The sequence below is a fragment of the Lysobacter sp. MMG2 genome, assembly GCF_016735495.2.
In the GTDB taxonomy this organism is placed as follows: Bacteria; Pseudomonadota; Gammaproteobacteria; order Xanthomonadales; family Xanthomonadaceae; genus Lysobacter_J.
Map to the genome: position 1 here is coordinate 21,692 of NZ_JAERQY020000004.1, position 24,846 is coordinate 46,537.

21 protein-coding genes are annotated in these 24,846 nt (G+C 68.0%); 10 read left to right on the forward strand and 11 right to left on the reverse strand.

The features are described 5' to 3' along the window. Positions 1 to 250 precede the first annotated feature (250 nt). Entirely contained in the window at positions 251 to 3,472 is a 3,222-nt protein-coding gene (gene putA / locus JI752_RS14705) for a bifunctional proline dehydrogenase/L-glutamate gamma-semialdehyde dehydrogenase PutA (RefSeq protein ID WP_216965448.1), read from the reverse strand. 392 nt (positions 3,473 to 3,864) lie between these two features. Between putA and coxB the strand changes: the two genes are divergently transcribed. From coxB to JI752_RS14725, 5 genes are all read left to right on the forward strand, one after another. Beyond that, positions 3,865 to 4,752, forward strand: coding sequence for a cytochrome c oxidase subunit II (gene coxB, locus JI752_RS14710; protein WP_254200974.1), 888 nt, complete (start codon positions 3,865 to 3,867; stop codon positions 4,750 to 4,752). 26 nt (positions 4,753 to 4,778) lie between these two features. Further along, a complete protein-coding gene (gene ctaD / locus JI752_RS14715; protein ID WP_216965452.1) occupies positions 4,779 to 6,395 on the forward strand; it encodes a cytochrome c oxidase subunit I in 1,617 nt (538 codons plus the stop codon). A gap of 159 nt (positions 6,396 to 6,554) precedes the next feature. Next, positions 6,555 to 6,689: a hypothetical protein gene (locus JI752_RS19460; RefSeq protein ID WP_256448151.1), complete on the forward strand. Its 135-nt coding sequence runs from the start codon at positions 6,555 to 6,557 to the stop codon at positions 6,687 to 6,689. Next, a complete protein-coding gene (locus tag JI752_RS14720; protein WP_216965454.1) occupies positions 6,686 to 7,279 on the forward strand; it encodes a cytochrome c oxidase assembly protein in 594 nt (197 codons plus the stop codon). The genes JI752_RS19460 and JI752_RS14720 overlap by 4 nt, the downstream gene beginning before the upstream one ends. A gap of 45 nt (positions 7,280 to 7,324) precedes the next feature. Continuing rightward, positions 7,325 to 8,203: a cytochrome c oxidase subunit 3 gene (locus JI752_RS14725; RefSeq protein WP_216965456.1), complete on the forward strand. Its 879-nt coding sequence runs from the start codon at positions 7,325 to 7,327 to the stop codon at positions 8,201 to 8,203. 137 nt (positions 8,204 to 8,340) lie between these two features. On the opposite strand, the gene JI752_RS14730 is transcribed toward JI752_RS14725, so the two are convergent. Next, positions 8,341 to 8,556, reverse strand: coding sequence for a twin transmembrane helix small protein (locus JI752_RS14730; RefSeq protein ID WP_158983730.1), 216 nt, complete (start codon positions 8,554 to 8,556; stop codon positions 8,341 to 8,343). Between the two features lie 66 nt (positions 8,557 to 8,622). Here JI752_RS14730 and JI752_RS14735 point away from each other — a divergent pair, with 66 nt between their 5' ends. The 5 genes from JI752_RS14735 to JI752_RS14755 are packed head-to-tail and all read left to right on the forward strand — an operon-like array spanning position 8,623 to position 13,496. After that, a complete protein-coding gene (locus tag JI752_RS14735) occupies positions 8,623 to 9,345 on the forward strand; it encodes an SURF1 family protein (protein WP_216965458.1) in 723 nt (240 codons plus the stop codon). Between the two features lie 10 nt (positions 9,346 to 9,355). Continuing rightward, complete coding sequence (locus JI752_RS14740) at positions 9,356 to 9,982, forward strand: hypothetical protein (protein WP_216965460.1); 627 nt, start codon at positions 9,356 to 9,358, stop codon at positions 9,980 to 9,982. Positions 9,983 to 10,034: 52 nt separating this feature from the next. Then, entirely contained in the window at positions 10,035 to 11,201 is a 1,167-nt protein-coding gene (locus tag JI752_RS14745; protein ID WP_216965462.1) for a COX15/CtaA family protein, read from the forward strand. Beyond that, positions 11,201 to 12,136: a heme o synthase gene (locus tag JI752_RS14750; protein WP_216965465.1), complete on the forward strand. Its 936-nt coding sequence runs from the start codon at positions 11,201 to 11,203 to the stop codon at positions 12,134 to 12,136. The genes JI752_RS14745 and JI752_RS14750 overlap by 1 nt, the downstream gene beginning before the upstream one ends. 31 nt (positions 12,137 to 12,167) lie before the next feature. After that, entirely contained in the window at positions 12,168 to 13,496 is a 1,329-nt protein-coding gene (locus tag JI752_RS14755) for an amidohydrolase family protein (RefSeq protein ID WP_216965467.1), read from the forward strand. A gap of 344 nt (positions 13,497 to 13,840) precedes the next feature. On the opposite strand, the gene JI752_RS14760 is transcribed toward JI752_RS14755, so the two are convergent. The 9 genes from JI752_RS14760 to JI752_RS14800 all read right to left on the reverse strand — a co-directional run bounded on the left by JI752_RS14760 (position 13,841) and on the right by JI752_RS14800 (position 24,766). Further along, entirely contained in the window at positions 13,841 to 14,404 is a 564-nt protein-coding gene (locus tag JI752_RS14760; protein WP_216965469.1) for a hypothetical protein, read from the reverse strand. A gap of 147 nt (positions 14,405 to 14,551) precedes the next feature. Continuing rightward, positions 14,552 to 16,534 carry a prolyl oligopeptidase family serine peptidase gene (locus tag JI752_RS14765; RefSeq protein WP_216965471.1) on the reverse strand — a complete coding sequence of 661 codons (1,983 nt, stop codon included), beginning with the start codon at positions 16,532 to 16,534 and terminating at the stop codon, positions 14,552 to 14,554. Positions 16,535 to 16,680: 146 nt separating this feature from the next. Next, entirely contained in the window at positions 16,681 to 17,424 is a 744-nt protein-coding gene (locus JI752_RS14770; RefSeq protein WP_216965474.1) for a hypothetical protein, read from the reverse strand. 54 nt (positions 17,425 to 17,478) lie between these two features. Further along, positions 17,479 to 19,089 carry an alpha/beta fold hydrolase gene (locus JI752_RS14775; RefSeq protein ID WP_216965475.1) on the reverse strand — a complete coding sequence of 537 codons (1,611 nt, stop codon included), beginning with the start codon at positions 19,087 to 19,089 and terminating at the stop codon, positions 17,479 to 17,481. Between the two features lie 37 nt (positions 19,090 to 19,126). Next, entirely contained in the window at positions 19,127 to 20,674 is a 1,548-nt protein-coding gene (locus JI752_RS14780) for a phospholipase D family protein (protein ID WP_345777363.1), read from the reverse strand. A 191-nt stretch (positions 20,675 to 20,865) separates the two neighbouring features. Beyond that, positions 20,866 to 21,252: a hypothetical protein gene (locus JI752_RS14785; protein WP_216965477.1), complete on the reverse strand. Its 387-nt coding sequence runs from the start codon at positions 21,250 to 21,252 to the stop codon at positions 20,866 to 20,868. A 50-nt stretch (positions 21,253 to 21,302) separates the two neighbouring features. Then, positions 21,303 to 22,079, reverse strand: a complete 777-nt coding sequence (locus tag JI752_RS14790) for a LytTR family DNA-binding domain-containing protein (protein WP_216965479.1) — start codon at positions 22,077 to 22,079, stop codon at positions 21,303 to 21,305. Then, positions 22,072 to 23,340, reverse strand: coding sequence for a histidine kinase (locus JI752_RS14795; RefSeq protein ID WP_345777364.1), 1,269 nt, complete (start codon positions 23,338 to 23,340; stop codon positions 22,072 to 22,074). The genes JI752_RS14790 and JI752_RS14795 overlap by 8 nt, the downstream gene beginning before the upstream one ends. Positions 23,341 to 23,539: 199 nt before the next feature. Continuing rightward, positions 23,540 to 24,766 (reverse strand): patatin-like phospholipase family protein, encoded by a 1,227-nt coding sequence (locus JI752_RS14800; RefSeq protein ID WP_216965480.1) that lies wholly within the window; start codon positions 24,764 to 24,766, stop codon positions 23,540 to 23,542. Between the last annotated feature and the right edge of the window lie 80 nt (positions 24,767 to 24,846).

The window sequence follows — 24,846 nt, forward strand, 5'->3', positions numbered from 1 at the left end:
CCGGAGGACGTCACCGTCCCGCCGGACCCCAACCCTCACTTCCCCCGCCGCCCGCGGCTTGAAATCGCCATCACAAGCCAGGCGTCGACATCACAGCCCGATGACAGCGACGCAACAAGTCCATGAAATCTCGTCAGATTTCTCCGAATCGTCTGTCGGTCTGCGCCTCAACGGCCCCCATACGACGACGGCCCCGGTGGATGCCGGGGCCGTCGGTGGGACTGCGATGGCGGCTGGGCCGCCTTGCGACTCAGTCGCCCAGCGTCAGCAACGACGCGTTGCCGCCTGCGGCCGTCGTGTTGACGGTGATGGTCTTCTCGGTCGCGAAGCGCGGAAGGTAGTGCGGGCCGCCGGCCTTGGGGCCGGTGCCGGACAGGTTCTGGCCGCCGAAGGGCTGCACGCCGACGACCGCGCCGATCTGGTTGCGGTTGACGTAGCAGTTGCCCACCTTCACCCGCGAAGCGATCTTCTCGATCGTCTCGTCGATGCGCGAATGAATGCCCAGCGTCAGGCCGTAGCCGGTGGCGTTGATCTGGTCGATGACGGCGTCGAGCTGGTCCGCCTTCCAGCGGATCACGTGCAGCACCGGCCCGAAGACTTCCTTGTGCAGCTGGTCCAGCGACTTGAGCGTGTAGGCGCGCGGGGCGAAGAAGCTGCCGTTGGCGGCCTCGCCGTCGAGTGCGACCTCGGCGATCTTGGTCGCTTCGCGGTCCATGCGCTCGGCGTGGTCGCGCAGCATCTTCAGCGCGTCCTCGTCGATCACCGGGCCGACGTCAGTGGACAGCAGGCCCGGGTCGCCGACCTTCAGCTCGGCCATGGCGCCGGCGAGCATGGTGGTGACCTTGTCGGCGATGTCGTCCTGCACGAACAGCACGCGCGCGGCCGAGCAACGCTGGCCGGCGGAGGTGAAGGCCGAGGCGATCGCGTCCTTGACGACCTGCTCCGGCAGCGAGGACGAATCGGCGATCAGCGCGTTCTGGCCGCCGGTCTCGGCGATCAGCACGCCGATGGCGGCGTCGCGCGCGGCGAGCGCACGGTTGATCGCGCGCGCGGTGTCGGTCGAGCCGGTGAAGGCGACGCCGGCGATGCGCGGGTCCTTGGTCAGCGCGGCGCCGACGGTGGCGCCGTCTCCCGGCAGGAACTGCAGCACGGCTTCCGGAATGCCGGCTTCGTGCAGCAGCTTCACCGCGTAGTAGCCGATGAGGTTGGTCTGCTCGGCCGGCTTGGCGATGACGGCGTTACCGGCGGCGAGCGCCGCCGCGATCTGGCCGGCGAAGATCGCCAGCGGGAAGTTCCACGGGCTGATGCAGACGAACACGCCGCGGCCGGAGAGCTGCAGCGTATTGGACTCGCCCGTCGGGCCCGGCAGCGCTTCGATGGCGAACTGCTTGCGCGCCTGGCCGGCGTAGTAGCGCAGGAAGTCGACGGCCTCGCGCACTTCGGCCACGCCGTCGGGAATCGACTTGCCGGCTTCGCGCGTGCACAGCGCGAGGTACTGCGGCATCCGCTGCTCGAGCAGGTCGGCGGCGTGTTCGAGGATCGCGGCGCGGCTGGCGGCCGGCGTGGTGTTCCAGCCGTCGGCGGCCTTCACCGCGTTCTGCACGGCCTTCTCGACAGTCGCGCTGTCGGCGGCCTTCCACTGGCCCACGACCTGGCGGCGATCGGCCGGGTTGGTCACGGCGATGTCCGGGCCGGACACGTTCGCACCCGGCACCAGCGGCGCGGCGCGCCAGTCTGCGCGCGCGGCGGCGTTGATCTGCTCGGCGAGCGCGCGCAGTTGATCGTCGTTGGCGAGGTTGATGCCCATGGAGTTGGTCCTGTCGATGCCGAAGCTGCGGTACAGATCGAGCGGCTGCGGGATGCGCGGGTGCGCGATGGATTCGAATGCGGAAACGGTGGCGACCGGATCGTGGATGAGGTCATCGATGGCGATGTCCTCGTCGGTGATGCGGTTGACGAAGCTGGAGTTGGCGCCGTTCTCGAGCAGGCGACGCACCAGGTACGGCAGCAGGTCCTCGTGCGAACCCACCGGCGCGTACACGCGGCACGGCACGTCGAGGCGATCGGCCGGAATCACTTCGGCGTACAGGTCGTCGCCCATGCCGTGCAGCTTCTGGAACTCGAAATGCTTCTGCCGGCCCATGGCCTTCGCGCGCTGGTGGATCGTCGCGATGGTCTGGGCGTTGTGCGTGGCGAACATCGGATAGATCGCGTCGCCGGCTTCCAGCATCTTGCGTGCGTTGGCCAGGTAGCTGACGTCGGTGTTGGGCTTGCGCGTGAACACCGGATAGCCGAGCTGGCCGTCGACCTGCGCACGCTTCACTTCGCTGTCCCAGTACGCGCCCTTCACCAGGCGCACCGGAATGCGGCGGCCGGTGCGGCGGGCCAGATCGGCGATGAAGTCGATCACTTCCGGCGCGCGCTTCTGGTACGCCTGGATCGCCAGGCCGTAGCCTTCCCAGCCCTCGAGCGACTTGTCCGAATACGCGGCGGCGATGACGTCGAGCGAGAGTTCGAGGCGGTCGGCTTCCTCGGCGTCGACGGTGAAGCCGATGCCGTAGGACTTGGCCATCTGCGCCAGCTCGAGCACGCGCGGCACGAGTTCGGCAAAAACGCGTTCGCGCTTGGCGTGCTCGTAGCGCGGATGCAGGGCGGAGAGCTTGACCGAGATCGACGGCGTGGCGAACACATCGCCGCCGACGAAGTTGCCGCTCTTGCCGATCGCGTGGATCGCATCGCGGTACGCCTGCTGGTAGCGCAGCGCGTCCTTGGTGGTGAGCGCGCCTTCGCCCAGCATGTCGAACGAATAGCGGTAGGCGGCGTTGCCGTTCTTCTGCGAGCGCGACAGCGCCTCGCCGATGGTGCGGCCCATGACGAATTGGTGGCCCATGATCTTCATCGCCTGGCGCACGGCCAGGCGGATCACCGGCTCGCCGACGCGGCCGAGCAGGCGCTTGAAGGCGCCGTGCACGTCGCGCTTGGTGTCGTCGGCCAGGTCGACCAGGTGTCCGGTCAGCATCAGGCCCCAGGTGGAGGCGTTGACCAGGACCGAGTCCGACTGGCCCATGTGCTTCTTCCAGTCCGCATCGCCGAGCTTGTCGCGGATGAGCCTGTCGGCGGTGTCCTGGTCCGGAATGCGCAGCAGGGCTTCGGCCACGCACATCAGAAGGACGCCTTCCTCGCTGCCCAGGTCGTACTGGCGCATGAAGGCTTCGATCGCGCCCTGGTCCTGGGCGCGGGCGCGGACCCGGCGGACCAGGTCTGCGGCCGTGGCCTGCGCGGCGGCGCGGTCGGCGTCGGGCAGGCGGGCCTGTTCGAGCAGGGCGCGAACGTGGGCGGCCTCGTCGCGGACCCAGCCGGCCGTGATGGCTGCGCGGGCGGCGGCGGGGGCCGGCGGGAGTTCGGGGGTGATCAGCGCATGCGGCGCCGGCGGGCCGTCGCTGGCGACGGCGGTGGCGGAATGGGTGGTCATGGGGCCATGGGACAGCCGTGGGAAGCCCAATAGTCTAGAGCGTCCGGGTCGCCGCCGGTGTTGCGCGGATGGCCTGCTACCGTCCCGCCGGCCGCCCCCGGGAGGTGCGATCGACGCCTTGAATGTTGCGAAATTTGCCGACAGTCCCGTGTCGTTTGATAGTTGCGGTTGTTGGGTTCGCGTGCGGTCGGTAAAATGAGCGGTTACGCGGGGCGGAATCCGGATGCCTGTTTGGTGGCCTTCCGGACTGGGATATCCACCCCGTGCACCGGATGAGCCCGCAAGCCAAGCCGAACGGCTCAGCCAGTTTCCACCATTTACTCAGCGCATTTCTGGGGCTCGAACAGATGAAAGCCGGTCGTTTCAAGCAGTGGGGCGCGGGCATCGCCGCGATGGCGCTGCCGGTCCTTGCCAGTGCGCAGGCGGCCGATCCGAAGCCGTGGCAGCTCAACATGGGCCAGGGCGTCACCGTCCAGTCCGCCAACGCCTATTCGGCGCACATGTTCGCCCTGTGGGTGTGCGTGGTCATCGGCATCCTGGTGTTCGGCGCCATGGCCGTGGCCATGTTCAAGTTCCGCCACTCCAAGGGCGCCGTGCCGGACAAGGACTTCACCCACAGCACGCGCCTGGAAATCATCTGGACCGTCGTCCCGGTGGTGCTGCTGGTCCTGATGGCCTTTCCGGCCACCAGCAAGCTGATCAAGATGTACGACACCCGCAACGCCGAGATGACCGTCAAGATCACCGGCTACCAGTGGATGTGGAAGTACGACTACCTGGGCGAGAACGTCGGCTTCACCAGCCGCCTGGACCGCAAGAGCGACGAGATCCGCCAGAGCGGCAAGGACGCGCGCGACGCGAACCACCCGCACTACCTGCTGGATGTGGACAACGTCCTGGTCCTGCCGATCGACACCAAGATCCGCTTCGTCATCACCGCCGACGACGTGATCCATGCGTGGTGGGTGCCGGCGCTGGGCTGGAAGCAGGACGCGATCCCGGGCATCGTCAACGAAGCTTGGACCGACATCTCCAAGCCGGGCATCTACCGCGGCCAGTGCGCCGAGCTGTGCGGCAAGGACCATGGCTTCATGCCGATCGTGGTCAAGGCCGTGACCAAGGCCGAGTACCAGCAGTGGCTGGCGGCGCAGAAGGCGAAGAACGCCCCGGCACCGGCTCCGGCCGCCCCGCCGGCCGCCCCGGCGCAGCCGGAAGCCACCACCCCGAACACCGACGCCACGGCCGCTTCTGCTGAAAAGCAGACGCCGGTCGCCGGCTGATCGTCCCGCATCTCCTGAGGTAGGCCATGGCCGTCACGCACGCTGACACCCACCATCACGATGAGCACGCCCACAAGCAGGGCTTCATCGAGCGCTGGTTCTTCTCGACGAACCACAAGGACATCGGGACGCTGTACCTGATCTTCAGCTTCATCATGTTCATCATCGGCGCCGCCATGTCGGTGGTGATCCGTGCCGAACTGATGAAGCCGGGTCTGCAGTTCGTCGAACCGATGTTCTTCAACCAGATGACCACCGTGCATGCGCTGGTCATGATCTTCGGCGGCGTGATGCCGGCCTTCGTCGGCCTGGCCAACTGGATGATCCCGCTGCAGATCGGCGCGCCGGACATGGCGCTGCCGCGCATGAACAACTGGTCCTTCTGGATCCTGCCGTTCGCCTTCGCGATGCTGCTGCTCACGCTGTTCCTGCCGGGCGGCGCGCCGGCCGGCGGCTGGACGCTGTATCCGCCGCTCTCGCTGCAGGGCGGCAGCAACGTGGCCTTCGCGATCTTCGCCATCCACATGATGGGCATCAGCTCGATCATGGGCGCGATCAACGTGATCGCCACCGTGCTCAACATGCGCGCCCCGGGCATCGACCTTTTGAAGATGCCGATCTTCTGCTGGACCTGGCTGATCACCGCCTTCCTGCTGATCGCGGTGATGCCGGTGCTCGCCGGCGCCGTGACGATGCTGCTGACCGACAAGTTCTTCGCCACCTCGTTCTTCAACGCGGCTGGCGGCGGCGACCCGGTGATGTTCCAGCACATCTTCTGGTTCTTCGGTCACCCCGAGGTCTACATCATGATCCTGCCGGCCTTCGGCGTCGTGTCGGAAATCATCCCGACCTTCAGCCGCAAGCCGCTGTTCGGCTACCAGGCCATGGTGTACGCGACCGCGTCGATCGCCTTCCTCTCGTTCATCGTGTGGGCGCACCACATGTTCACCGTCGGCATGCCGCTGGGTGGCGAGATCTACTTCATGTTCGCCACGATGCTCATCGCCGTGCCGACGGGCGTGAAGGTGTTCAACTGGGTCACCACGATGTGGCGCGGCTCGATCTCGTTCGAAGCGCCGATGCTGTGGGCGCTGGCGTTCGTGATCCTGTTCACCATCGGCGGTTTCTCGGGCCTGATGCTGGCCATCGTCCCGGCCGACTTCCAGTACCACGACACCTACTTCGTGGTCGCGCACTTCCACTACGTGCTGGTGACCGGCGCGCTGTTCTCCATCATCGCCGCCGTGTACTACTGGTGGCCGAAGTGGACCGGCCGCATGTACAGCGAAGGCATGGCGAAGTTTCACTTCTGGTGGACGATGATCTTCGTCAACCTGCTGTTCTTCCCGCAGCACTTCCTTGGCCTGGCCGGCATGCCGCGCCGCATCCCGGACTACAACGTCGTGTTCGCGGACTGGAACCTGGTCAGCTCGATCGGCGCGTTCGGCATGTTCGTCACGCCGTTCATGATGGCCTTCATCCTGTGGCGCTCGAAGGCCGTGGGCGTCAAGGCCGAAGCGCGTGCGTGGCCGACTGCGCGTGGCCTGGAGTGGACCGTGCCGAGCCCGGCGCCGCACCACACCTTCAGCACGCCGCCGGTCATTCGTGACGGCGACCTGGCGCACGGCGACATCACGCATTGATCTGCTGTTGATTGAGTAAAGCGCGAGAGGTACCGGCTCCGGATACCGCCTCATGCTTCCACAACCCCGCCGTTGCTACGCTGCGCGCAGCAACGGCCGCCCCCTTAACTTGAGGGGGCTCCGTAGAAGCAAAGGCCCGCGAGCCGAAACGAGACGACCATGAACCAGCCCGACCACAACGCCGCCGATCTCGCCGCCCGCCGCAAGGCCGCGCGCCGCACGGCGTTGTGGATCGCCGGTGTCGCGGTGCTGATCTACGTCGTCTTCATCCTCAGCGGGACGATGGGCAAATGAGCGGCGCGAGCGATCAGCCGCGCAAGAGCGCCGGCCTGACCAAGATGGTCGTGGTCGCGATCGGCGCGTTCGCGCTCACCTTCGCGCTGGTACCGCTGTACCGCATCGCCTGCGAAAAGGTTTTCGGCATCCGCCTGGAACGCACCGCGGCCGAAGGCGTGCAGGACGCCACGGCCACGCCGGCCAAGCGCGTGATCACCGTGCAGTTCGACGGCGGCGTCAACTCGAAGCTGCCGTGGGAGTTCACGCCGAACAAGGTGACCATGCAGGTCGTCCCCGGCGAGCTCTACGAGACCACCTACCACGCGCGCAACACCGCCGACCGCACCGTCGTCGGCAGCGCGGTGCCCTCGGTCGCGCCGGCGCGCGCCTCGGGCTACTTCAGCAAGACCGAATGCTTCTGCTTCACGGCCCAGACGCTCAAGGCCGGCGAAGTGCGCGACATGCCGGTGCGCTTCATCGTCGATCCGAACCTGCCGGCCGACGTGAAGACCATCACCTTGTCGTATACCTTCTTCAAGAACGACGCGCTCACCGCCCAGGCGCAGGGAACGGCGAAGGCCGCCCCCTCGCCGATGTCGGCGCCCTGACGCATCCCACTTCCTTGTAATCGCATCACTGACCGGAACGCCGCCATGGCCCAAGCCCACTCGCCAGACGCCAACACCTACTTCGTGCCGCACAGCAGCCGTTGGCCGTTCCTCGGTTCGATCGCGCTGTTCACCACGATGCTCGGCATCGCCAGCTGGTTCAACGAAGTCAGCTGGGGCAAGCCGGTGTTCTTCTTCGGCATCGCGCTGATGGTCGGCGTGCTGTTCGGCTGGTTCAGCGACGTCGTGCGCGAATCGGTGCGCGGCAACTACAACAAGCAGGTCGACACCTCGTTCCGCATGGGGATGATCTGGTTCATCTTCTCCGAGGTGATGTTCTTCGGCGCCTTCTTCGGCGCGCTGTTCTACGCCCGCCACTACGCGATGCCGTGGCTCGGCGGCGAAGGCGACGGCGTGATGACCAACGCCCTGCTGTGGCCGAACTTCAGCGACGCCTGGCCGAGCAACGGCCCGGGCGCCATCGGCGGCGTCTACCAGACGATTCCGGCCTGGGGCCTGCCGCTGCTCAACACGCTGATCCTGCTGACCTCCGGCATCACCGTCACCATCGCGCACCACGCGCTGAAGGCCGGCCACCGCACGCAGCTGCTGGTCTTCCTGGGCCTGACGGTGCTGCTGGGCGCGCTGTTCCTGTTCTTCCAGGCGGAGGAGTACATCCACGCCTACACCGAGCTGAACCTGACGCTGGGTTCGGGCATCTACGGTTCGACCTTCTTCATGCTCACCGGCTTCCACGGCGCGCACGTCACGCTCGGCACGATCATGCTGGCGGTGATCTGGTTCCGCTGCCTGAAGGGCCACTTCACCAAGGACAGCCACTTCGCCTTCGAAGCGGTGGCCTGGTACTGGCACTTCGTCGACGTGGTGTGGCTGGGCCTGTTCCTGTTCGTCTACGTGCTGTAAGCCGGGATTCGGGAATGGGGATTCGGGATTCGTAGAAGCAAAAGCGAAAACCTGGATCCCCAAAGCAAGAAGCGACGGCATGCCGTCGCTCTTTTGCTTTTACGAATCCCGAATCCCGAATAACGAACCCCGGCTCTTCACGGCCCGCCGTGGAACTTGATCCAGCCCATGTAGTTGGCCAGCACCACCAGCAGGATCAGCGCGATGGACAGCGCGATGCGGCGGGTCAGCGCATTCACGGTGCGCTTGCTCTCGCCCTTGTCCACGAGCATGTAATAGAGGCCGGCGCCCAGGTTCCACAGGATGACGATCAGGAACGCGATGATCAGCAATGTCTTGAGCGAATCGTTCATGGCGGCCTCCAACGGGGCCCGCGACTGGGCGTGGCCGGGATTATCGCAGCGCGGGGCGAGGAAGTCGTGAGCCGCCGCCGTAACCTCATCGTCGGCTGGATCGCCGCGCTGCTGGCGATCACGCTGTTCGGCAACCTTGGCCTATGGCAGTCGCGACGGGCGATCGAGAAGCAGGCGATGCTCGATGCCGCCGCGCAGGTGATGCGCTCGCGCACGCCGCAGCCGCTGTCGCTGGCCGGCGATGCGGCCCGCGCCCGCGAATACGACTGGGCCGTCGGCACCGGCGTGTTCGACGCGCGCGACGCCCTGCTGCTCGACAACCAGCAGCGCAACGGCCGCGCCGGTGTGCGCGTGTATTGCATCTTCCTGCCGTCGCAGGGCGGGCCGATGCTGGTCGACCTGGGCTGGCTGCCGCTCGCGGGCGATCGCAAGCTGCCGCAGGTGCCGCAGATGCCCGGCACATGGGAACTGCGCGGCCTGCTCGTGCCGCCGCCGTCGACCGGTCTCGCGCTCGGCCCCGGGCTGGCCCGGCAGGGCGATGCGTTGCTGATGACGCGCGTGGACCTGGCCGCGATCGCGCGCGAAACCGGTCTGTCCGTGCCGCTCGCGCCGCGCGTGCTGCGCCTGGATCCGCAGCTGCGCATCGGCTACGAACGCGACCTGGAACTGCTGCCCAACACCCTTCCGCCGGACCAACACCGGGGCTATGCCCTGCAATGGTTCGCGCTGGCGGTCGCCGTGCTGGCGACCGCACTGATCCTCACCTTCCGCAAGCGCCGTCGGCCATAAGGAGTTCGACATGAGCCACGACACCACCCCCGACGGCGCGAACGTGCCCAATCGAAACCGCAACCGCATGCTGCTGGTGCTGCTGTTCGTGATGTTCTTCGGCAGCATGCTCGTGGCTGGCCTGCTGCGCTTCTCGGGCTGGCGTCCGGCCGGCACCAAGAATGTGGGCGAACTGCTCGAGCCGCCGGGTGACGTGCGCAACCTGTCGCCGCGTTTGATGTCGGGTGGCGAATACGTGTGGAAGGCAGGCGAGCGCACCTGGCGCATCGTGGTCGCGCCGCCGGCCGACTGCGGCGCCGAATGCACGACGCTCGCGCGCGAGGTCGAAACGGTGTGGGAGCTGTTCGGCAAGGACGCGGACGAGGTCCACGTGCTGTGGCTCTGCCCCACCGACGCCTGCGCCTGGCCCGCCGGAGTGAAACCGCCGGCGACGCTGAAGGTGCTGGCGCCCAACGCACAGTTGCGCGCGGGCCTGCGGCGCGTGGACGAGGTCACCGTCAAGGGCGACCCCGCCAACGCCCGCGGCGTGCCCGCCTACGTCATCGATCCCTACGGCTTCGTGATTCTGCGCTACGCTCCCGGCTTCGATCCGGCCGGCCTGCGCACGGACGTGGCCCGGCTGGTCAAGCTGAAGTGATCGCAGCCTCGGTACGAGCACGACCCAGAACGACAGGATTGATGAGCCGCGAATGACCACGCTTACCGAATCCCGGACGGCCTCGCGCCCCGCGGTGTATCGACACTTCCACCGCATCGCCTGGCTCGCCGTCGCGCTCGCCTTCGGCGTGATCGTCTTCGGCGCGTTCGTGCGCCTGTCGAACGCCGGCCTGAGCTGCCCCGACTGGCCCACCTGCTACGGCCGCGCCGCGTGGCCGACCGCCGCGCATGAAGTCGTCGACCATGTCGCCACCGCGATCCGTCCGGTCGAAGTGCACAAGGCCTGGCGCGAGCAGTTCCACCGCATGATCGCCGGCACGCTGCTCCTGCTTACCGCCCTTCTGGCGCTTCTTGCAGCCCGCAAGCGTAAAGGCGGTTTGTTGTTTGTCCTGAGCGGAGGCATCACGGTGGCCGCCGGCATGGTGGTCTACATGCTTGGCCAACACGTGGTTGCAACCGTGCTTGCGGCGATCGGCGAGGCCATTCTTCTTTTCGCCGCATTGCGTTGGAGCAATGTCGATCTCGCGCGTGTGGCCGCCCTTACCCTCGCCGTCATCATCTTCCAGGCGTTGTTGGGCATGTGGACGGTGACCTGGCTGCTCAAGCCGATCGTCGTGATGGCCCATCTGCTCGGCGGATTGCTCACGTTCTCGCTGATCCTGTGGATGGCCTGGCGCGCGACGCACAGCCCGATGCGCCTGGCCGACGCGATCACCGTGCGCAGGCTGGTGATCGCCGGCATCGTCGTGCTGACGGTGCAGATCGCACTGGGCGGCTGGACCAGCGCCAACTACGCCGCGCTCGCCTGCGGCAACGACTTCCCGACCTGCGTCAGCCAGTGGTGGCCGCGCCACGATTTCCGCGAAGCCTTCGTGCTCTGGCGCGGCATCGGCGTGGATTACGAGGGCGGCATCCTCGATGGCGAGGCGCGCATCGCGATCCAGCTTGCGCACCGCATGATGGCCGTCGTCGTCTTCGTCTACCTGCTGTGGCTGGCACTGCGCCTGATCCGCACGCCGGGCATGCGCGGCTGGGCCACGCTGCTGGGCCTGCTCGTGTTCGCACAGGTAGGCCTGGGCATCGCCAACGTCAAGCTGAGCCTGCCGCTGTCGGTGGCGGTGATGCACAACGCCGGCGCGGTGCTGCTGCTGTTCGTGCTGGTCTCGCTGCTCGCGCGCCTGCGCACGCCGGAGCCGTGATGAATACCGCCAAGCCTCGCGCCACCGCCAAGCAGTACTGGGACCTCACCAAGCCGCGTGTCGTGGCGCTGATCGTGTTCACCGCGCTGGTGGGCATGTTCCTGGCCGTGCCCGGCCTGCCGCCGCTGCGCGAATCGGTGCTGGGGTTCCTCGGCATCTGGCTGGCCGCCTCCAGTGCGGCGGCGATCAACCAGCTGCTGGATTCGCGCATCGACGCCAAGATGGCGCGCACCTCGTGGCGTCCCATCGTCGCCGGGCAGATCACGCCGCGCCAGGCGCTGGTGTTCGCGCTGATCCTGGCCGCACTGTCGATGGCGATCCTGGTGGTGTGGGTGAACACCATCACCGCGATCCTCACCTTCGCCTCGCTCATCGGCTATGCGGTGATCTACACCGTGTACCTCAAGCGCGCCACGCCGCAGAACATCGTGATCGGCGGCATCGCCGGCGCGGCGCCGCCGCTGCTGGGCTGGGCCGCGATCACCGGCATGCGCGGCGAATGGGACTGGCCGCACGCGCTGCTGCTGGTGCTGATCATCTTCGTGTGGACGCCGCCGCATTTCTGGGCGCTCGCCATCTTCCGCCGCGCCGACTACGCGCGCGCGATGGTGCCGATGCTGCCGGTCACGCACGGTGTGGAGTACACGCGCTGGCAGATCCTGTTCTACACCGTGCTGCTGGTGGCGGTGACGATCCTGCCGTGGGCGGCGGGCATGAGCGGGCTGTTCTACCTCGGCGGCGCGCTGGTGCTGGGCGCGGTGTTCCTCGGCTACGCATGGAAGCTGATGGACCCGCCGGACGAAATGTACGCGATGAAGGTCTTCAACTACTCCATCGTCTACCTGATGGCGCTGTTCGCTTTCCTGTTGCTGGACCACTGGCTGATGCCGCTGCTGCAGCCGTCGGCGGTGATGGAGTTCCAGCCGCAACACTGATCCACCCACCACAATCCACAGAGAATCGTCGATGACGCGCAACCGCCTGAGCCTCGCCCTGACCTCGTTGTTCGCCGTCGCCTTCGCCGCATCCGCACAGGCGCCGACCGTGGTCGATGCGAAGACGGAAGCGGGAGACGTGGTGGTGACCGCCGATCGCCTGCTCGACGTGCGCACGGGCAGGATGATCGAGCGTCCGCAGGTGCTGGTGCGCAACGGCCACATCGTCGAAGTCGGCCGCGCGGGCGCCACGGTACCGGCGAACGCCAAGCGCATCGACCTGCCGGGCATGACGCTGATGCCCGGCCTGATCGACATGCACACGCACTTGGACGCCGATCCCACCTTCGGCGGCTACACCGGACTGCAGTTCAACGACCGCTTCTGGTCGATGCTCTCGGTCGTGCACGCGCAGCGCACGCTGATGGCCGGCTTCACGACGATCCGCAACGTCGGTTCGGATGCGTGGAACGACGTCGGCCTGCGCCAGGCGATCGACGAGGGCAAGCTCACCGGCCCGCGCATCGTCACCGCTGCATATTCGTTCGGCGCCACGGGCGGGCATTGCGACTCGACGTTCTATCCGCCGTCGATGAACCAGAAGAGCCCGTACAACGCCGACACGCCGGAAGAAGGCCGCCAGCGCGTGCGCGAGCTGCGCAAGTACGGCGCGCAGGTCATCAAGATCTGCGCCACCGGCGGCGTGTTCTCGCGCAACACCGAACCGGGCCAGCAGCAGTTGAGCTTGGCCGAGATGAAAGCCATCGCCGATGAAGCGCACCAGTGGGGCCTGAAGGTCGCCGCGCATGCGCACGGCACGGCGGGCATCAAGGATGCGATCCGCGCCGGCGTGGACACCATCGAGCACGCCAGCCTGATCGACGACGAAGGCATCCGCCTGGCCAAGCAGCACGGCGCCTGGCTGTCGATGGACATCTACAACACCGATTACACGCAGGCCGAAGGCAAGAAGAACGGCGTGCTCGAGGACAACCTGCGCAAGGACCGCGAAGTGGCCGACATCCAGCGCGAGAACTTCCGTCGCGCGCACGCGGCCGGCGCGAAGATGGTCTACGGCACCGACTCGGGCATCTACCCGCACGGCGACAACGCCAAGCAGTTCGCGGTGATGGTCCGCTACGGCATGACGCCGGTGCAGGCGATCCAGGCCGCCACGCTCAACGCATCGCAGGCGTTGGGTCGCGAGGACGTCGGCGTGATCGAGACCAACCGCTTCGCCGACATGATCGCGGTGGCGGGCGATCCGACGCGGGACGTGACGGTGCTGGAGCACGTGCCGTTCGTGATGAAGGGCGGAGTGGTGGTGAAGCAGGATGCAGCGGCGTCGCTGACGCGCTGAGGCGCTGACGCCCCGACGCAGACGCGCCGATGCAATGATTGGCGCTCGCCCTGTTTCGGCGTGAAGGCCGGGACGCGGCCCATGGCGATTGGTATAGCGCACGGGCACTCCCATCCCGGCAACGCCATCCCGTCGTCATCCCGGCGAAGGCCGGGATCCAGGCCCGCAGTACTCGGGCACTCCCTCACGGGTGAACCACATCACGTCATTCCAGCGTTCGCTGGAATGACGTGATGTGATTTGACGTGTCGCGTCGCGTCGGCAGGCGTGACAGCCTGGATCCCGGCCTTCGCCGGGATGACGGTGTTCCCAGTGTCTAGCCCCGGGGCACGCCTACGCCACGATCACTGCGCCGCCACACGCGGCGCCATCTCCGCATCGATCAACGGCGTCGCCGACGGCAGGCGCGCGGGATCCAGCAGCGCCGCCATCGTCGGATCGGCTGGGTAGCCGGTGCCGTCGTACTCCAGCGCGACCGTCCCCGCCTCATCGCCGCTGCCGACATTCACCAGCAGGTCGTGCCAGCCGCGATTGACCCGCGCGCCGACCGAAACCGGTGCACGCACGGAGACGGACTGGCTCACCAGCCGGTAGCCGTCCTTCTCGCCATGGAACACCAGCAGCGTGCAGCCGTCGGCCTGGCACCAGTTCTGGTCGTCCAGCAGCATCAGCAGGTCGTCCTTGCCGTCGCGGTCCAGGTCCGGCGTCGCGTCGCGGTGAAGGGGAATCTCGCGAATGCTGCGCGAGGTCAGGAAGGCCGTCAGCGCCTTTTCGGCGGTGGCCTTGTCGTCCGACGGGACGGGCAGGGCGACGCTGGTCTTGGCATCGCTGCGTGCGTTGGTGCTGCACGCGGCCAGACAGGCCGCGGCCATGACGGTCGAGGCGAGAAGCAGGAAGGGGGTGCGCATGGCGGTTCTCCACCGAAGCTGATCCGAGCTTGCGCCGCGCAGCGTGGTGGCGGAGTCAACGCTGCGCGCCGCCGCCTGCTTCCCCGGTGTGCCTGAATCCGCGATGCGCGCGATGGCCGCCCGACCGGGCGGTCATCGCGCCTACCGTCACTTCGCCGTGGTGCCCGCCGCGTCGTTGCCGATCAGGTTCTGCTGCCAGAACAACATCGTCGCCGCGTTGAAGTAGTCCACGTTCGTCTTCTTCCTGAAGCCGTGGCCCTCGTCGTCGAACAGCAGGTACCAGACCGGCTGTCCGTTGGCGCGCACCGCCTTCACGATCTGCTCGGCCTCGGTGTACGGCACGCGCGGGTCGTTCTTCCCCTGTGCGACGAACAGCTTCGCGCGGATGCGGTCGGCGTGGTTGAGCGGCGAGATCGCCTCGAACACCTGCGCCATCGCCGGATCGCGCTCGTCGCCGTACTCGGCGCGGCGCAGGTCGCGGCGGTAGCTCTCGGTGTTCTTGAGGAAGGTGCCGAAGTGCGAGATGCCGACGATGTCGACGCCGGCGCGGATGCGCTCGCTGTAGTGCATCAGCGAGGCCAGCACCATGTAGCCGCCGTAGCTGCCGCCGTACACGCCCACGCGCGAGGCGTCGAGCTCGGGCTGCGTCGCGATCCAGTCCAGCAGCGCGCCGATGTCCTTGACCGAATCCTCGCGCTTGTCGGCATTGTCCAGGCCCAGGTACGTCTTGCCGTAGCCTTCCGAACCGCGCACGTTGGGCAGCAGCATCGCCACGCCCAGTTCGTTGGCGAGGAACTGCGCGGTCGGGTTGAACGTCGGCAGTGACTGGCCTTCCGGTCCGCCGTGGATGTTGATCACCACCGGGATCTTCTTCCCGGCCGGCACGTTCGCCGGGCGGTAGTAGAACGCCGGGATCATGCGCGGGCGTCCGTCCACCGCGTCGAAGGTGGGGTAGTGCACGAGCGTGGGCGCGACGAACTTCGACGCATCCAGTCCGCCCACCTCGCTGCGCGTCCAGCGCGTGGGCGCGCCGCCGCGCAGGTCGAGCACGTAGACATCGCTGGGCGACGTGGCCGAGTTCAACGTCACGGCCAGGCGCTTGCTGTCGGGCGAGAAGCCCAGGTTCACCACCACGCCCACCGGCAGCTGCGCCAGCTTCACTTCCTTGTGCGAGGGCAACGCGAGGACATGCAGCTGGTAGATGCCGTCCTCGTTGGTCGTGTAGGCCAGATGCCTGCCGTCGTCGGCGATCGCCAGGTCGGCGACATCCCACGGCGTATCGGCGGTGAGCACTTCGAACTTGCCGGTCTTCGGATCGTGATGGCGCAGGGTGAGGAACTCCTGCGCCTTGCCGTCCACCGGTTCGTCGGAAATGTAATAAACGCCGCGGCCGTCGGGCGAATACTTGAAGTCCTTCAGCGACGCCTTGCCGCCGTCCACCGGGAACATCGTCAGCTTCCCGGTGGCCAGGTCGACCACGCCGGGATACGACTCGGCGGCCGAAACGTATTTCATCACCAGCAGTTCGCGGCCGTCATGGGAGAAGTCCATCGCGTTCCACTGGCCGCCCTGCGTGACCAGCACGCGCGGCTTGTGCGCGGCGAAGTCCATCACCCACACGTCGGTGTCCTTGCCGTTGCGCGCGGTGCTGCTCCACGCGAACTGCGTGCCGTCGTGCGAGAACAGCGGCCCCTGGTTGCGCGCCTTGCCGTCGGTGAGCAGCGTGGTCTCGCGCGTCTTCAGGTCGAACCAGTGCAGCTGCCAGAACTCGTTGCCGCCCACGTCCTTGCCGAACACGAAGCCGTCGAGCCTGGAACGCGGCGGCGCGGCTTCGATCGCGGCCAGCGGTTCGGGATAGAACGTGAGCTGCTCGCGCATGCCCATCGGCTCACAGACGCGGTGCGCCTGCGCGGTCTCGGCGAAGCGCGTGCTGATGAGGATGCAATCGCCGCTCCAGCCGGCCAACGTCGCGCCGCGCGTGTTCTGGTAGCGGCTGAGCTGTTCGACCAGCGCCGGCGGCAACGCGGGAATCTGTTCGCTGGTGCGGGTGCCGACCTGCTCGCGTGCGACGGGCGGCGTCGCGGTCTGTGCGGCGGCCGGCAGCGCAATGGCCAGGAGCAGGGCGGACACAAGGACGGTCGTGCGTGATGGCATCGGAGTTCCCCCGGAACGGAAGCCCCGAGCTTAGCCTGCGTCCTGCGCGCGATGCCGGCCGGGGCCGCGCATACGCGACCCACGTCTCGTGCGAGCGCTCCGCCGTGGCGAAGCGGGCCTGCTCAGTCGGCCGTGGACTCGCGAACCGGCACCACGGGCCCCGTCTTCACCTGTCCCGCGCCGCGGATGAGGTCGCTCAGGCGCGCGTTCTCGGCCTGGCGGTAGTCGTCGTAGCGCGTGCGTTCGGCGGCGTAGAAGGTGTCGCCGGTGGCCTGCAGGGATTCGTGGCTGGGCCGTCCGCGCGTGCCGTAGGCGCCGGTGTCGCCGACGCCGACTTCCAGCTTCGACACACCCTGCCCGAGCCGGCTGCCCGTCTGCTGGCGCGCGAAACGCCGAAGTTCCGAATGCAGCCGCCTCGACGTGGCCTGCTTGCCGAACGTGGGGTGGAACGCGCGGCCGGTCTCGATGGCCTGCCGTTGCTGCTCGGGCGAGAGCGTGCTCCAGATGCGCTCGCGCAGCGCCACCAGCGCCTCGACCTCGCCGCCCTCGGCCGCCAGGTCCGCCCAGACGTAGGCCATCACCGGATCGCGCGGGACGCCGTCGCCCTGCCAGTGCATCAGCGTCAGGAAATACTGCGATTGCGTATCGCCGAACCACGCGGCGCGTTCGAATTGCACCTTGGCTTCGGCGGGCTTGCCTTCGTCGTAGGCGCGCATGCCTTTCCAGCGCGCCAGTTCGTTGGGGTGACCCGTGGCCTGCGCTTCGGCGGCGTCGTAGCGCGAGGGTTCGATCAGCGTCGTCTCGCCCGCGTGCGCGAGCCACGGCATCAGACAGAGCAGTGCGGCCAGCCGGACTTCCTTGTTCATCGCAACCACCTCCATGCGGGGTTGCGGCGACGCTACGCCATCGCCGGGCCCGACTCAATGGGCGCCCGCGCCGCGCAGAATCCGCAGGACCTCCGCCACGGCGAGCGGGTGTTCGTGGACCCGGTGCCCGGACTCGACCACGAGGGACGACTCCGCGCCCGGGATCAGCGCGCTCTCCAGCGGCACGACGCCATCGGACTTCATGCGCCGTCCCGGCTGCACGCCGGCGATGGTGTTGTAGGCAATGCCCGGGGCCGGCAGCAGGGCCTCGGCCGCACGGCGCACGGGCTGTTCGGCCTGCAGGGTCGTGATGCTGTTGATCCAGCCCTGTTCGAACACCGCGCGCAGCTCCGGCCGGATCGCCTCCGGGTTGGCCAGGGCGATGCGGCGCAGCGCGTGCACTTCGACCGCACGCCGGCCGACCAGGTCGCGCGTCACGCGGCCCGGCAGCGTGGCCGCGCTCGGGCTGCCGCGATGCGGCGCGGCGAGGAACACCGCGCGCGAGACCCCAGGGTAAGGATGGAACGAGAAGATCCGCTGGATCAGCGCCAGGTCTTCAGCGCTGGCCCGGAGCGACGCGGGCGGAACGAGGAAGGCCGCATTCCACAGCGCGTCGCCGCTGTGCGCGCACAGCAGCCGCGAGACAACGCCGCCCATGCTGTGACCGATCAGCACGGTGCCTGCGCGCGCCTTGCGTTCGCCTTTCGGATCGAGCTCGCGCCAGGCGGCATCCAGGTAATCCTGCAAACGCAGGCGCGCCACCAGCAGCGGCGCGTCCGTCTGGTACACGACCTGCCAGATCTGGAATCGCGCGCGCAGGTCGTCCGCGCCCCACACCGCATTGGAAAGGCGCGACCAGATCAGCGGATTGCTGCCCAGCCCGTGGATCATCACCAGCGGACGCTTGCCGGGGTCGTAGTCCTCCAGCAGATAAAGACCGGCGCGTTGTCCGATCTGCCTTCCGCCGATCAATCCCCACAGGCCCAAGCGTTCCAGCTTCGAAACCTCCATGCCCCACGCGTAACCGGCGGAGGTGTCGCGCGCCAGCGGGAAGCGATGCGCGCCGATCGACAGCGCATCGAGCTTCAACGGATCGGCGAACACCAGGCGCGGCGCTGCGTCCGGTTGCGAAGCATCGGGCTCGATCCACGCGGTGAGATTGCGGAACACACCCGAGCGCGGCGCCAGCCGATGCAGGGGCTCGGCATCCCACCGCAACGGCAGTACCGCTACCGGCACGCCGAATCCCGGGCGGCTGTGGCGCTCGCCGTCGAACGCGTCCATCGACACGTCCTGCGCGCGCCGGATCCGCAGCGGCGGCCGAAGATCGGGCGACACATCACGCAGTTCGACGTGGAAGCGAACCTCGCCGATGCGGACCCTCCCCGGCGACCAGGCATCGGGATGCTGATGCAGGACGCGCGACAGCACTTCGGCCGCGGCGCGCGTCGCCAGCGCGGCCGCATCGGCGCTCGTGCGTTCGTCCGCAGCCAGCGCGCGGTAGGCATCGCTCGCGCAGTGCAGCCATGCCTGCAACGAGCCGTCGGCGGATCGTTCCGCCCGTCGTGCCCACGCCTGCGCGGATTCCATCAACGCCTGCCCCGACGACGCCTCCACGGTGGCGCGGTCATCCGGGGTTCCGGCATTCGAGGGCGATGGCTTCATCGTGATGGCGCCCGAAGTGGTTCGATGCTAACGCCCGCTACAACTGCGACTCGATCGGCAACCATCCCGACACCCGCACGAGCGCGCGACGCAGCAAGCCGGCGTCCGGCTCGCGGTCCAGCACGACGGCACTGGTCTGCGTGCCGTCGAGCCAGCACAGCGCGCCGTCCTGCATCCGGCTCACGCGATAACTGAAGTCCGGATCGGCAAGGCGCAGGTACTCCGCGCGCACCTGCGCGGCCATGACGGGATCGTCGAACAGCACGCCCATCTCGGTGTTGAGGTTCTTCGAACGCGGATCGACGTTGAACGAACCCACGAAGCCGCGCACGCCATCGAGCACGAAGGCCTTGGTGTGCAGCGCGGCACGCGTACCGACGAAGGTCGGCGTGGTGGGCGTGCGTGCGTTGGTGCGCAGTTCGTGCAGCGCCACGCCGTGCCGGATCAGGCGTTCGCGATACTGAGCGTAACCGCTGTGCACGGCGTAGACATCGTTGGCCGCCAGCGAGTTGGTGACGATCCCGACCTTCGTGCCGCGCCCGGTCAGCGCGGCAAGCCGCGCCGTGCCGTCCTCACCCGGCACGAAGTACGGCGAGATCACCAGCGCTTCCTCGCGCGCCTGCGAGATCATCGGCGCCAGCCGCCCGACCATCCACTGCGCGCGGTCGTCACCGGCCCATTTCACGGGCGGATCGGCGACGACCTGGATGCCCGTGCTCCAGTGCGGATGCAGCCCGCTGCGGTAGTGGTCGCGCACCAGCTCCGAATCGTCCACGCGGTCCAGGTAACGCCGCGCGCCATCGCTGCGCGCATCGCGAAGCACGTCCTCCAGCAGCGCACGCAGCGCCTCGGGGCTGCGGGCGCCCAGCGTCGCGATGGGCACCGCCGCGGCGCTGTTCCAATACGCGTCGAAGATGCCACTGGCCTGCTCCACGGCGGGGCCGAGCAGCAGCAGGTCGAGATCGCGGAAATTCACCTGCGCGTCCGCGCTGAAATACTGCTCTCCGATGTTGCGCCCGCCGATGATCGCGACACGGCCGTCGGCGATCCATGCCTTGTTGTGCATGCGGTGGTTCATGCTGACCAGCCGGCGCAGCAGCTCGAAGACGCGGCCGACGCTCCTGCGGTTGCGGAACGGGTTGTACAGGCGCAGCTCGATGTTGGGATGCGCATCCAGCGCAAGCAGGTGCGGGTCGAGCCCGCGGGCATTCATGTCGTCGAGCAGGATGCGCACGCGCACGCCGCGCTGCGCGGCGTCATGGGCTTCGCTGGCGACCAGACGTCCGGTGAGGTCGTTGTGCCAGATGAAATACTGCAGATCGAGGCTGCGCCCGGCCTTGCGCGCGGATATCGCGCGCGCGGCGAACGCATCGACGCCGTCGGACAGGAAGATCGCGCCCGTCTGTCCCGGGTGACCCTGCAGCAGCGGAGCGAGCTCGCGGTCGATCTCGGTCTGCGCAGTCTGCAGGGGCAGTGCGTGGCTGGCTTCACCGCTGGCCGGCGGCGCGAACCGGTTGGTGAGCAGCAGGACACCGCCGACCGCGACGAGAACAATCAGGAAGGCAATGGCAATCCAGCTGAGCACGCACCGTACCGCGTCGTCCCGAGGTCTCGAAGTATGCGGCAGCACGCCGGCGGCACGTTGTACGAACGTGCTGCGGCCGCGGCCATCGAATCAGTAGGAAGTGCGTCGGCTGATGTGCTGAGCCCCTCTCCCGCGCGCGGGAGAGGGGTTGGGGTGAGGGCCAGTCGAAACGGCAACGGCCAGGTGCCGATTCACCGCGCCGCGACCGGCTCCGGCGCCTGGCAGCCCGTACCGGGCGTGCCGTCCTTGTCGCTCACGCACAGGCGGAAATCGTTCAGGCCCGTGACCTGGCGGCTGTCGCCGTTGGCGACGGTGAAGCGTCCGATCGGCTGCGCCAGGCAGGCCGCCTCGACTTTGCCCGAGGACTGGGAGGTCGCGCATTCGCGCGGGAACACCGTGTAGTAGCAATGCCCGCTGGCGCTGCGCAGGCATTCGAAACGCGCCACGCCGGCTTCGACCGTCGCGCGGCTGACCAGCGCGTTCGCACCGTCGACGACGACACGATCCACGAACGTGCTGCGACCGACATCGCAGCCGAACAGCGAAAGTACGAAGTAAAGCAACGCCGAGAGTTTCATGGGTCACCTCGAAGGAGGGTGGCATCCGATGCCGGAAACAAGCGGATCGGTTACATGTGGCGGAACAGCGCCATGAACGGCGCGCTGACGGAAAGCGTTTCGGGGCGGTTCTTCAGACGCACGGTGCCGCGGCCCGTGTCGTCGCGCACGATGCCCGCGATCGCCTTGAGGTTCACGATCGTGGAGCGATGGATCTGCTTGAACGTGGACGGGTCCAGCACGGCAAGCAGTTCGCGGATGGGCGTGCGCAGCAGCGCTTCGCCTTCGGCGGTGACGACCGTGGTGTACTTGTTGTCGGCGCGGAAGTACGCGACCTCGTCGACGAGGATCAGGCGTGTCTCGCGCCCCGCGCTGGCGGTGATCCACGTCAGCGGTGGCGCGGCGGCCGGTGCGGGCTGTCGCGCACCCAGGCGCTCCAGCAGCGCGGCAAGCGTGGCCGCATCGTTGTTCCCCGTGCGCGCCTGCAGGCGCTTCACCGTGGTTTCCAGGCGCGTGGGCGAGATCGGCTTGAGCAGGTAGTCCACCGCGCCGCGTTCGAAGGCGTCGATGGCGTACTGGTCGTACGCGGTGACGAACACGATCTGCGTGTCCGGTGTCTCTTCCGCGGCGGCAGCGGCGACTTCGAGCCCGCTCAACCCCGGCATGCGGATGTCGAGGAAGGCGACGCGCGGCTTGTGCTCCGACAACGCCTCCAGCGCGCTCGCGCCGTCTTCGCATTCGGCGACGATCTGCAACTCCGGCCAGACCTGGCGCAGTTGTTCGACCAGCGCCGTGCGCAGCAGCGTTTCGTCTTCGGCGATGACGCAGGTGCAGGGCGACTCAGCCATGGCGAGCCTCCGGCGAAGGCGTGGACGGCGGCAGGGCGGGCGGCACCGAGAGCGTGGCGGCGACACCGTGCGGGAAGTTGGCGACCACCGACAACGCCGCGCTCGCGCCGTAGAGCAGGCGCAGCCGTTCGCGCACGTTCTTCAGGCCGATGCCGGTGCCGCTGTTCTTGGTGTTGAAACCTTCGCCATCGTCGGCGACCGTCACCGTCACCACGTCGTCGACGCGACGGGCGCGGATCCAGACCGTGCCGCCACCGGTGCGCGGCTCCAGGCCGTGCTTGATCGCATTCTCCACCAGCGTCTGCAACACCATCGGCGGCAGTGGCGTGGGGCGCAGGTTCTCCGGCACGTCCACCTGAACCGACAGACGCGGGCCCATGCGGATGCGCAGGATCTCAAGGTACGCGAGCGCGCGCTCGAGCTCCGCGCCCAGCGTGGAGAGCTCGTTGTCGGTGCTGGGCAGCGAGCGGCGCAGGTACTGGATCAGATGCCCGAGCATCTCGTCCGCGCGCTGCGGGTCGCTGCGCGTGAGCAACTGCGCGCTGGCGAGCGTGTTGTAGAGGAAATGCGGTTCCACCTGCGCGTGCAGCAGGCTGAGCTTGGCGACGGTGAGCTCCTTCTCGGTTGCGGTCTGCACCGCTTCGCTCTTCTCGTTGCGACGGCGTTCGGCGACGCGGCGGCTGATGGCGCGCGTGATCGCTTCGGCGTTCTCGAAGTTGGTGCCGTCATCGACCAGGAACCAGTCGCTCCACGCGGGGCTTTCGGGTTCGCAGATCAGCGTGACGCTGCCGCTGTCGTGGCCCGGCACGACCGTGGCGTGGATGCGATTGCGTGGAATGCCGAACCAGCGCATCGGATTCCAGCGACCCAGCGGGTACTCGCCGAAGTCCTGCGGGCGGTCGACCGTCGCGCGGACCTGCAGGCTGTCGCGCGCGCTTTCCACCTGACGGATGCGCGGCAATTCGCGGATCGCGGCATCGACCAGATCGAAGGCCTCGCCGGCCTCGAACGGCACTTCCACCTGCCGGCGCTGGCGGTTGTCCAGCGCTTCCTTGTCCACGCGCCCGGCAATCAGCCGCACGCGGCCCACATGCGAGAACGCGCCCACGACGACCAGCGCCATGGTCACCATGCCCAGGACCGTCAGCGGCCATTCCACCCGGTTGAGCAGCGGCAGCGCGTTCCACACGGCCGACACCAGCATGAGGGCCAGCAGCCAGGCGATGGCGATGCGAAGGACGAAGACGAAGGGGGTGAACACGCGGCGCGCTCGATCAGTGGAATGCGGCGCAGCATAGCGAGCCCGGCGCCGGATGCGCCGGCGGCTGCGACGAACGCGGGGGCGGGGCGACGAAAGCGGGGCTGGAGAGAGTGAAATCCGCCGAGGCGGGGCCGCGGATCAGCGCGGTGCGACCTTCCCGCCGCTCCCAGCCGCAGCGCCACAGGCCCGATGGGACGCGCTACGGCGGGCTTTCGGTGATGCCGGGCGGCAGCGTGTACCACTTGGGGCCTGCGCGCGCGACGCGCTCGCCTTCCGCATACCAGCGCGCCATCGCTTCCTGATCGAAGGCGAGCGGATCGCCCAGCACGACCGACTCGCCGATGGTGATCCAGTGGAAACCCGACCCGTTGCGCTGCGCGAAGGCGAACTCGCGAAACAGGTCGCCGACGATGGTCGCGCGCCCGGAGACTTCGATGACGCGCAGCGCGATGCCGCGGAAGCTGCGCTGCGTGGGCGCCGGCGGCGCGCGCAGCTGGCCGTTGTGGATGACGAAGATGTCCTCGTGGGCGTTCATTCGTCCGGCGGTGCGGTAGAGGCTCGACGTGTCGATCGCGCCGACGTGCACGAAGACGTTGGCGCCCACGACGCCGTCCACGTGCATTTCGTCGTAGCGCGTGCCGTCGACGTCCACTTCCAACAGCACGGGCGGAAACGCGATCGGCACCGCGGACGAGGCCAGCATCACCTGGCGGAACAGCGCGAGCGCCTGCTCGTTAGCGTGCGTGGCGATCAGACCCATGTTCCACACGATGAATCGGCGCGAGTCCAGGTCGACCGTGGCCATGTAGAGCCGGCGTCCGCTGCGATGGGCGTCGGCGATCTCACGCAGGGTGTTGGCATCGACGTAGCGCGCGATCAGTGCCGACAGCGGCGCGTTCTGCGCCAGCGACTCGCGACTGAGCAGCGCGCCGATCGCCGAGCGCGTGGTGAAGACGTCATCGCGCGTGGTGGTGGTGTAGATGCGGTACAGCATCTCGTCGTAGCGCGTGCCCAGGAACGCGAACGGCGCCATCAGCGCGCCGGTGGAGACGCCGGTGACGATCTTGAAAGCAGGGCGCTTGCCGGTGGCGGTCCAGCCGTTGAGGAAGCCCGCGCCGAATGCGCCATAAGCGCCGCCGCCGGATAACGCGAGGTAGGCGTAGCGCGTCTCGCCGTTGGCGCCAACGGGGAAGTCCGCGGGCGATTCGTCCTTGATCGACTGGAGGAAGTCGGCTTCCATCGCCGCGCTGCGCCGCCCGGACTCGGCGCGCACACCGGGCATGCCGGGGATCACGGCGGAGCCCGTGAGTTCCGGAGGAACCGGCGCGCGCGGCGCCGTTGCGCAGCCCGAAAGCACGAGCAGCAGCCCGACGCACGCGACCAGGCGCGCGAGCGATGCGGGAAACGGCTGTGTGCGCGTGAGCATCGACGTACCTTCCGCGCGCTGCGGCGTGCGGAAGAGATTCTGTCGAAGAAACGTGAAGGCCGGGTGAGGTTGCGAAGTCG

Coding starts and splice junctions, on each gene's coding strand:
- putA (WP_216965448.1), bottom strand. CDS start 3,472: ATGACCACCCATTCCGCCACCGCCGTCGCCAGCGACGGCCCGCCGGCG.
- coxB (WP_254200974.1), top strand. CDS start 3,865: ATGGCGCTGCCGGTCCTTGCCAGTGCGCAGGCGGCCGATCCGAAGCCG.
- ctaD (WP_216965452.1), top strand. CDS start 4,779: ATGGCCGTCACGCACGCTGACACCCACCATCACGATGAGCACGCCCAC.
- JI752_RS19460 (WP_256448151.1), top strand. CDS start 6,555: ATGAACCAGCCCGACCACAACGCCGCCGATCTCGCCGCCCGCCGCAAG.
- JI752_RS14720 (WP_216965454.1), top strand. CDS start 6,686: ATGAGCGGCGCGAGCGATCAGCCGCGCAAGAGCGCCGGCCTGACCAAG.
- JI752_RS14725 (WP_216965456.1), top strand. CDS start 7,325: ATGGCCCAAGCCCACTCGCCAGACGCCAACACCTACTTCGTGCCGCAC.
- JI752_RS14730 (WP_158983730.1), bottom strand. CDS start 8,556: ATGAACGATTCGCTCAAGACATTGCTGATCATCGCGTTCCTGATCGTC.
- JI752_RS14740 (WP_216965460.1), top strand. CDS start 9,356: ATGAGCCACGACACCACCCCCGACGGCGCGAACGTGCCCAATCGAAAC.
- JI752_RS14745 (WP_216965462.1), top strand. CDS start 10,035: ATGACCACGCTTACCGAATCCCGGACGGCCTCGCGCCCCGCGGTGTAT.
- JI752_RS14750 (WP_216965465.1), top strand. CDS start 11,201: ATGAATACCGCCAAGCCTCGCGCCACCGCCAAGCAGTACTGGGACCTC.
- JI752_RS14755 (WP_216965467.1), top strand. CDS start 12,168: ATGACGCGCAACCGCCTGAGCCTCGCCCTGACCTCGTTGTTCGCCGTC.
- JI752_RS14760 (WP_216965469.1), bottom strand. CDS start 14,404: ATGCGCACCCCCTTCCTGCTTCTCGCCTCGACCGTCATGGCCGCGGCC.
- JI752_RS14770 (WP_216965474.1), bottom strand. CDS start 17,424: ATGAACAAGGAAGTCCGGCTGGCCGCACTGCTCTGTCTGATGCCGTGG.
- JI752_RS14775 (WP_216965475.1), bottom strand. CDS start 19,089: ATGAAGCCATCGCCCTCGAATGCCGGAACCCCGGATGACCGCGCCACC.
- JI752_RS14785 (WP_216965477.1), bottom strand. CDS start 21,252: ATGAAACTCTCGGCGTTGCTTTACTTCGTACTTTCGCTGTTCGGCTGC.
- JI752_RS14790 (WP_216965479.1), bottom strand. CDS start 22,079: ATGGCTGAGTCGCCCTGCACCTGCGTCATCGCCGAAGACGAAACGCTG.
- JI752_RS14800 (WP_216965480.1), bottom strand. CDS start 24,766: ATGCTCACGCGCACACAGCCGTTTCCCGCATCGCTCGCGCGCCTGGTC.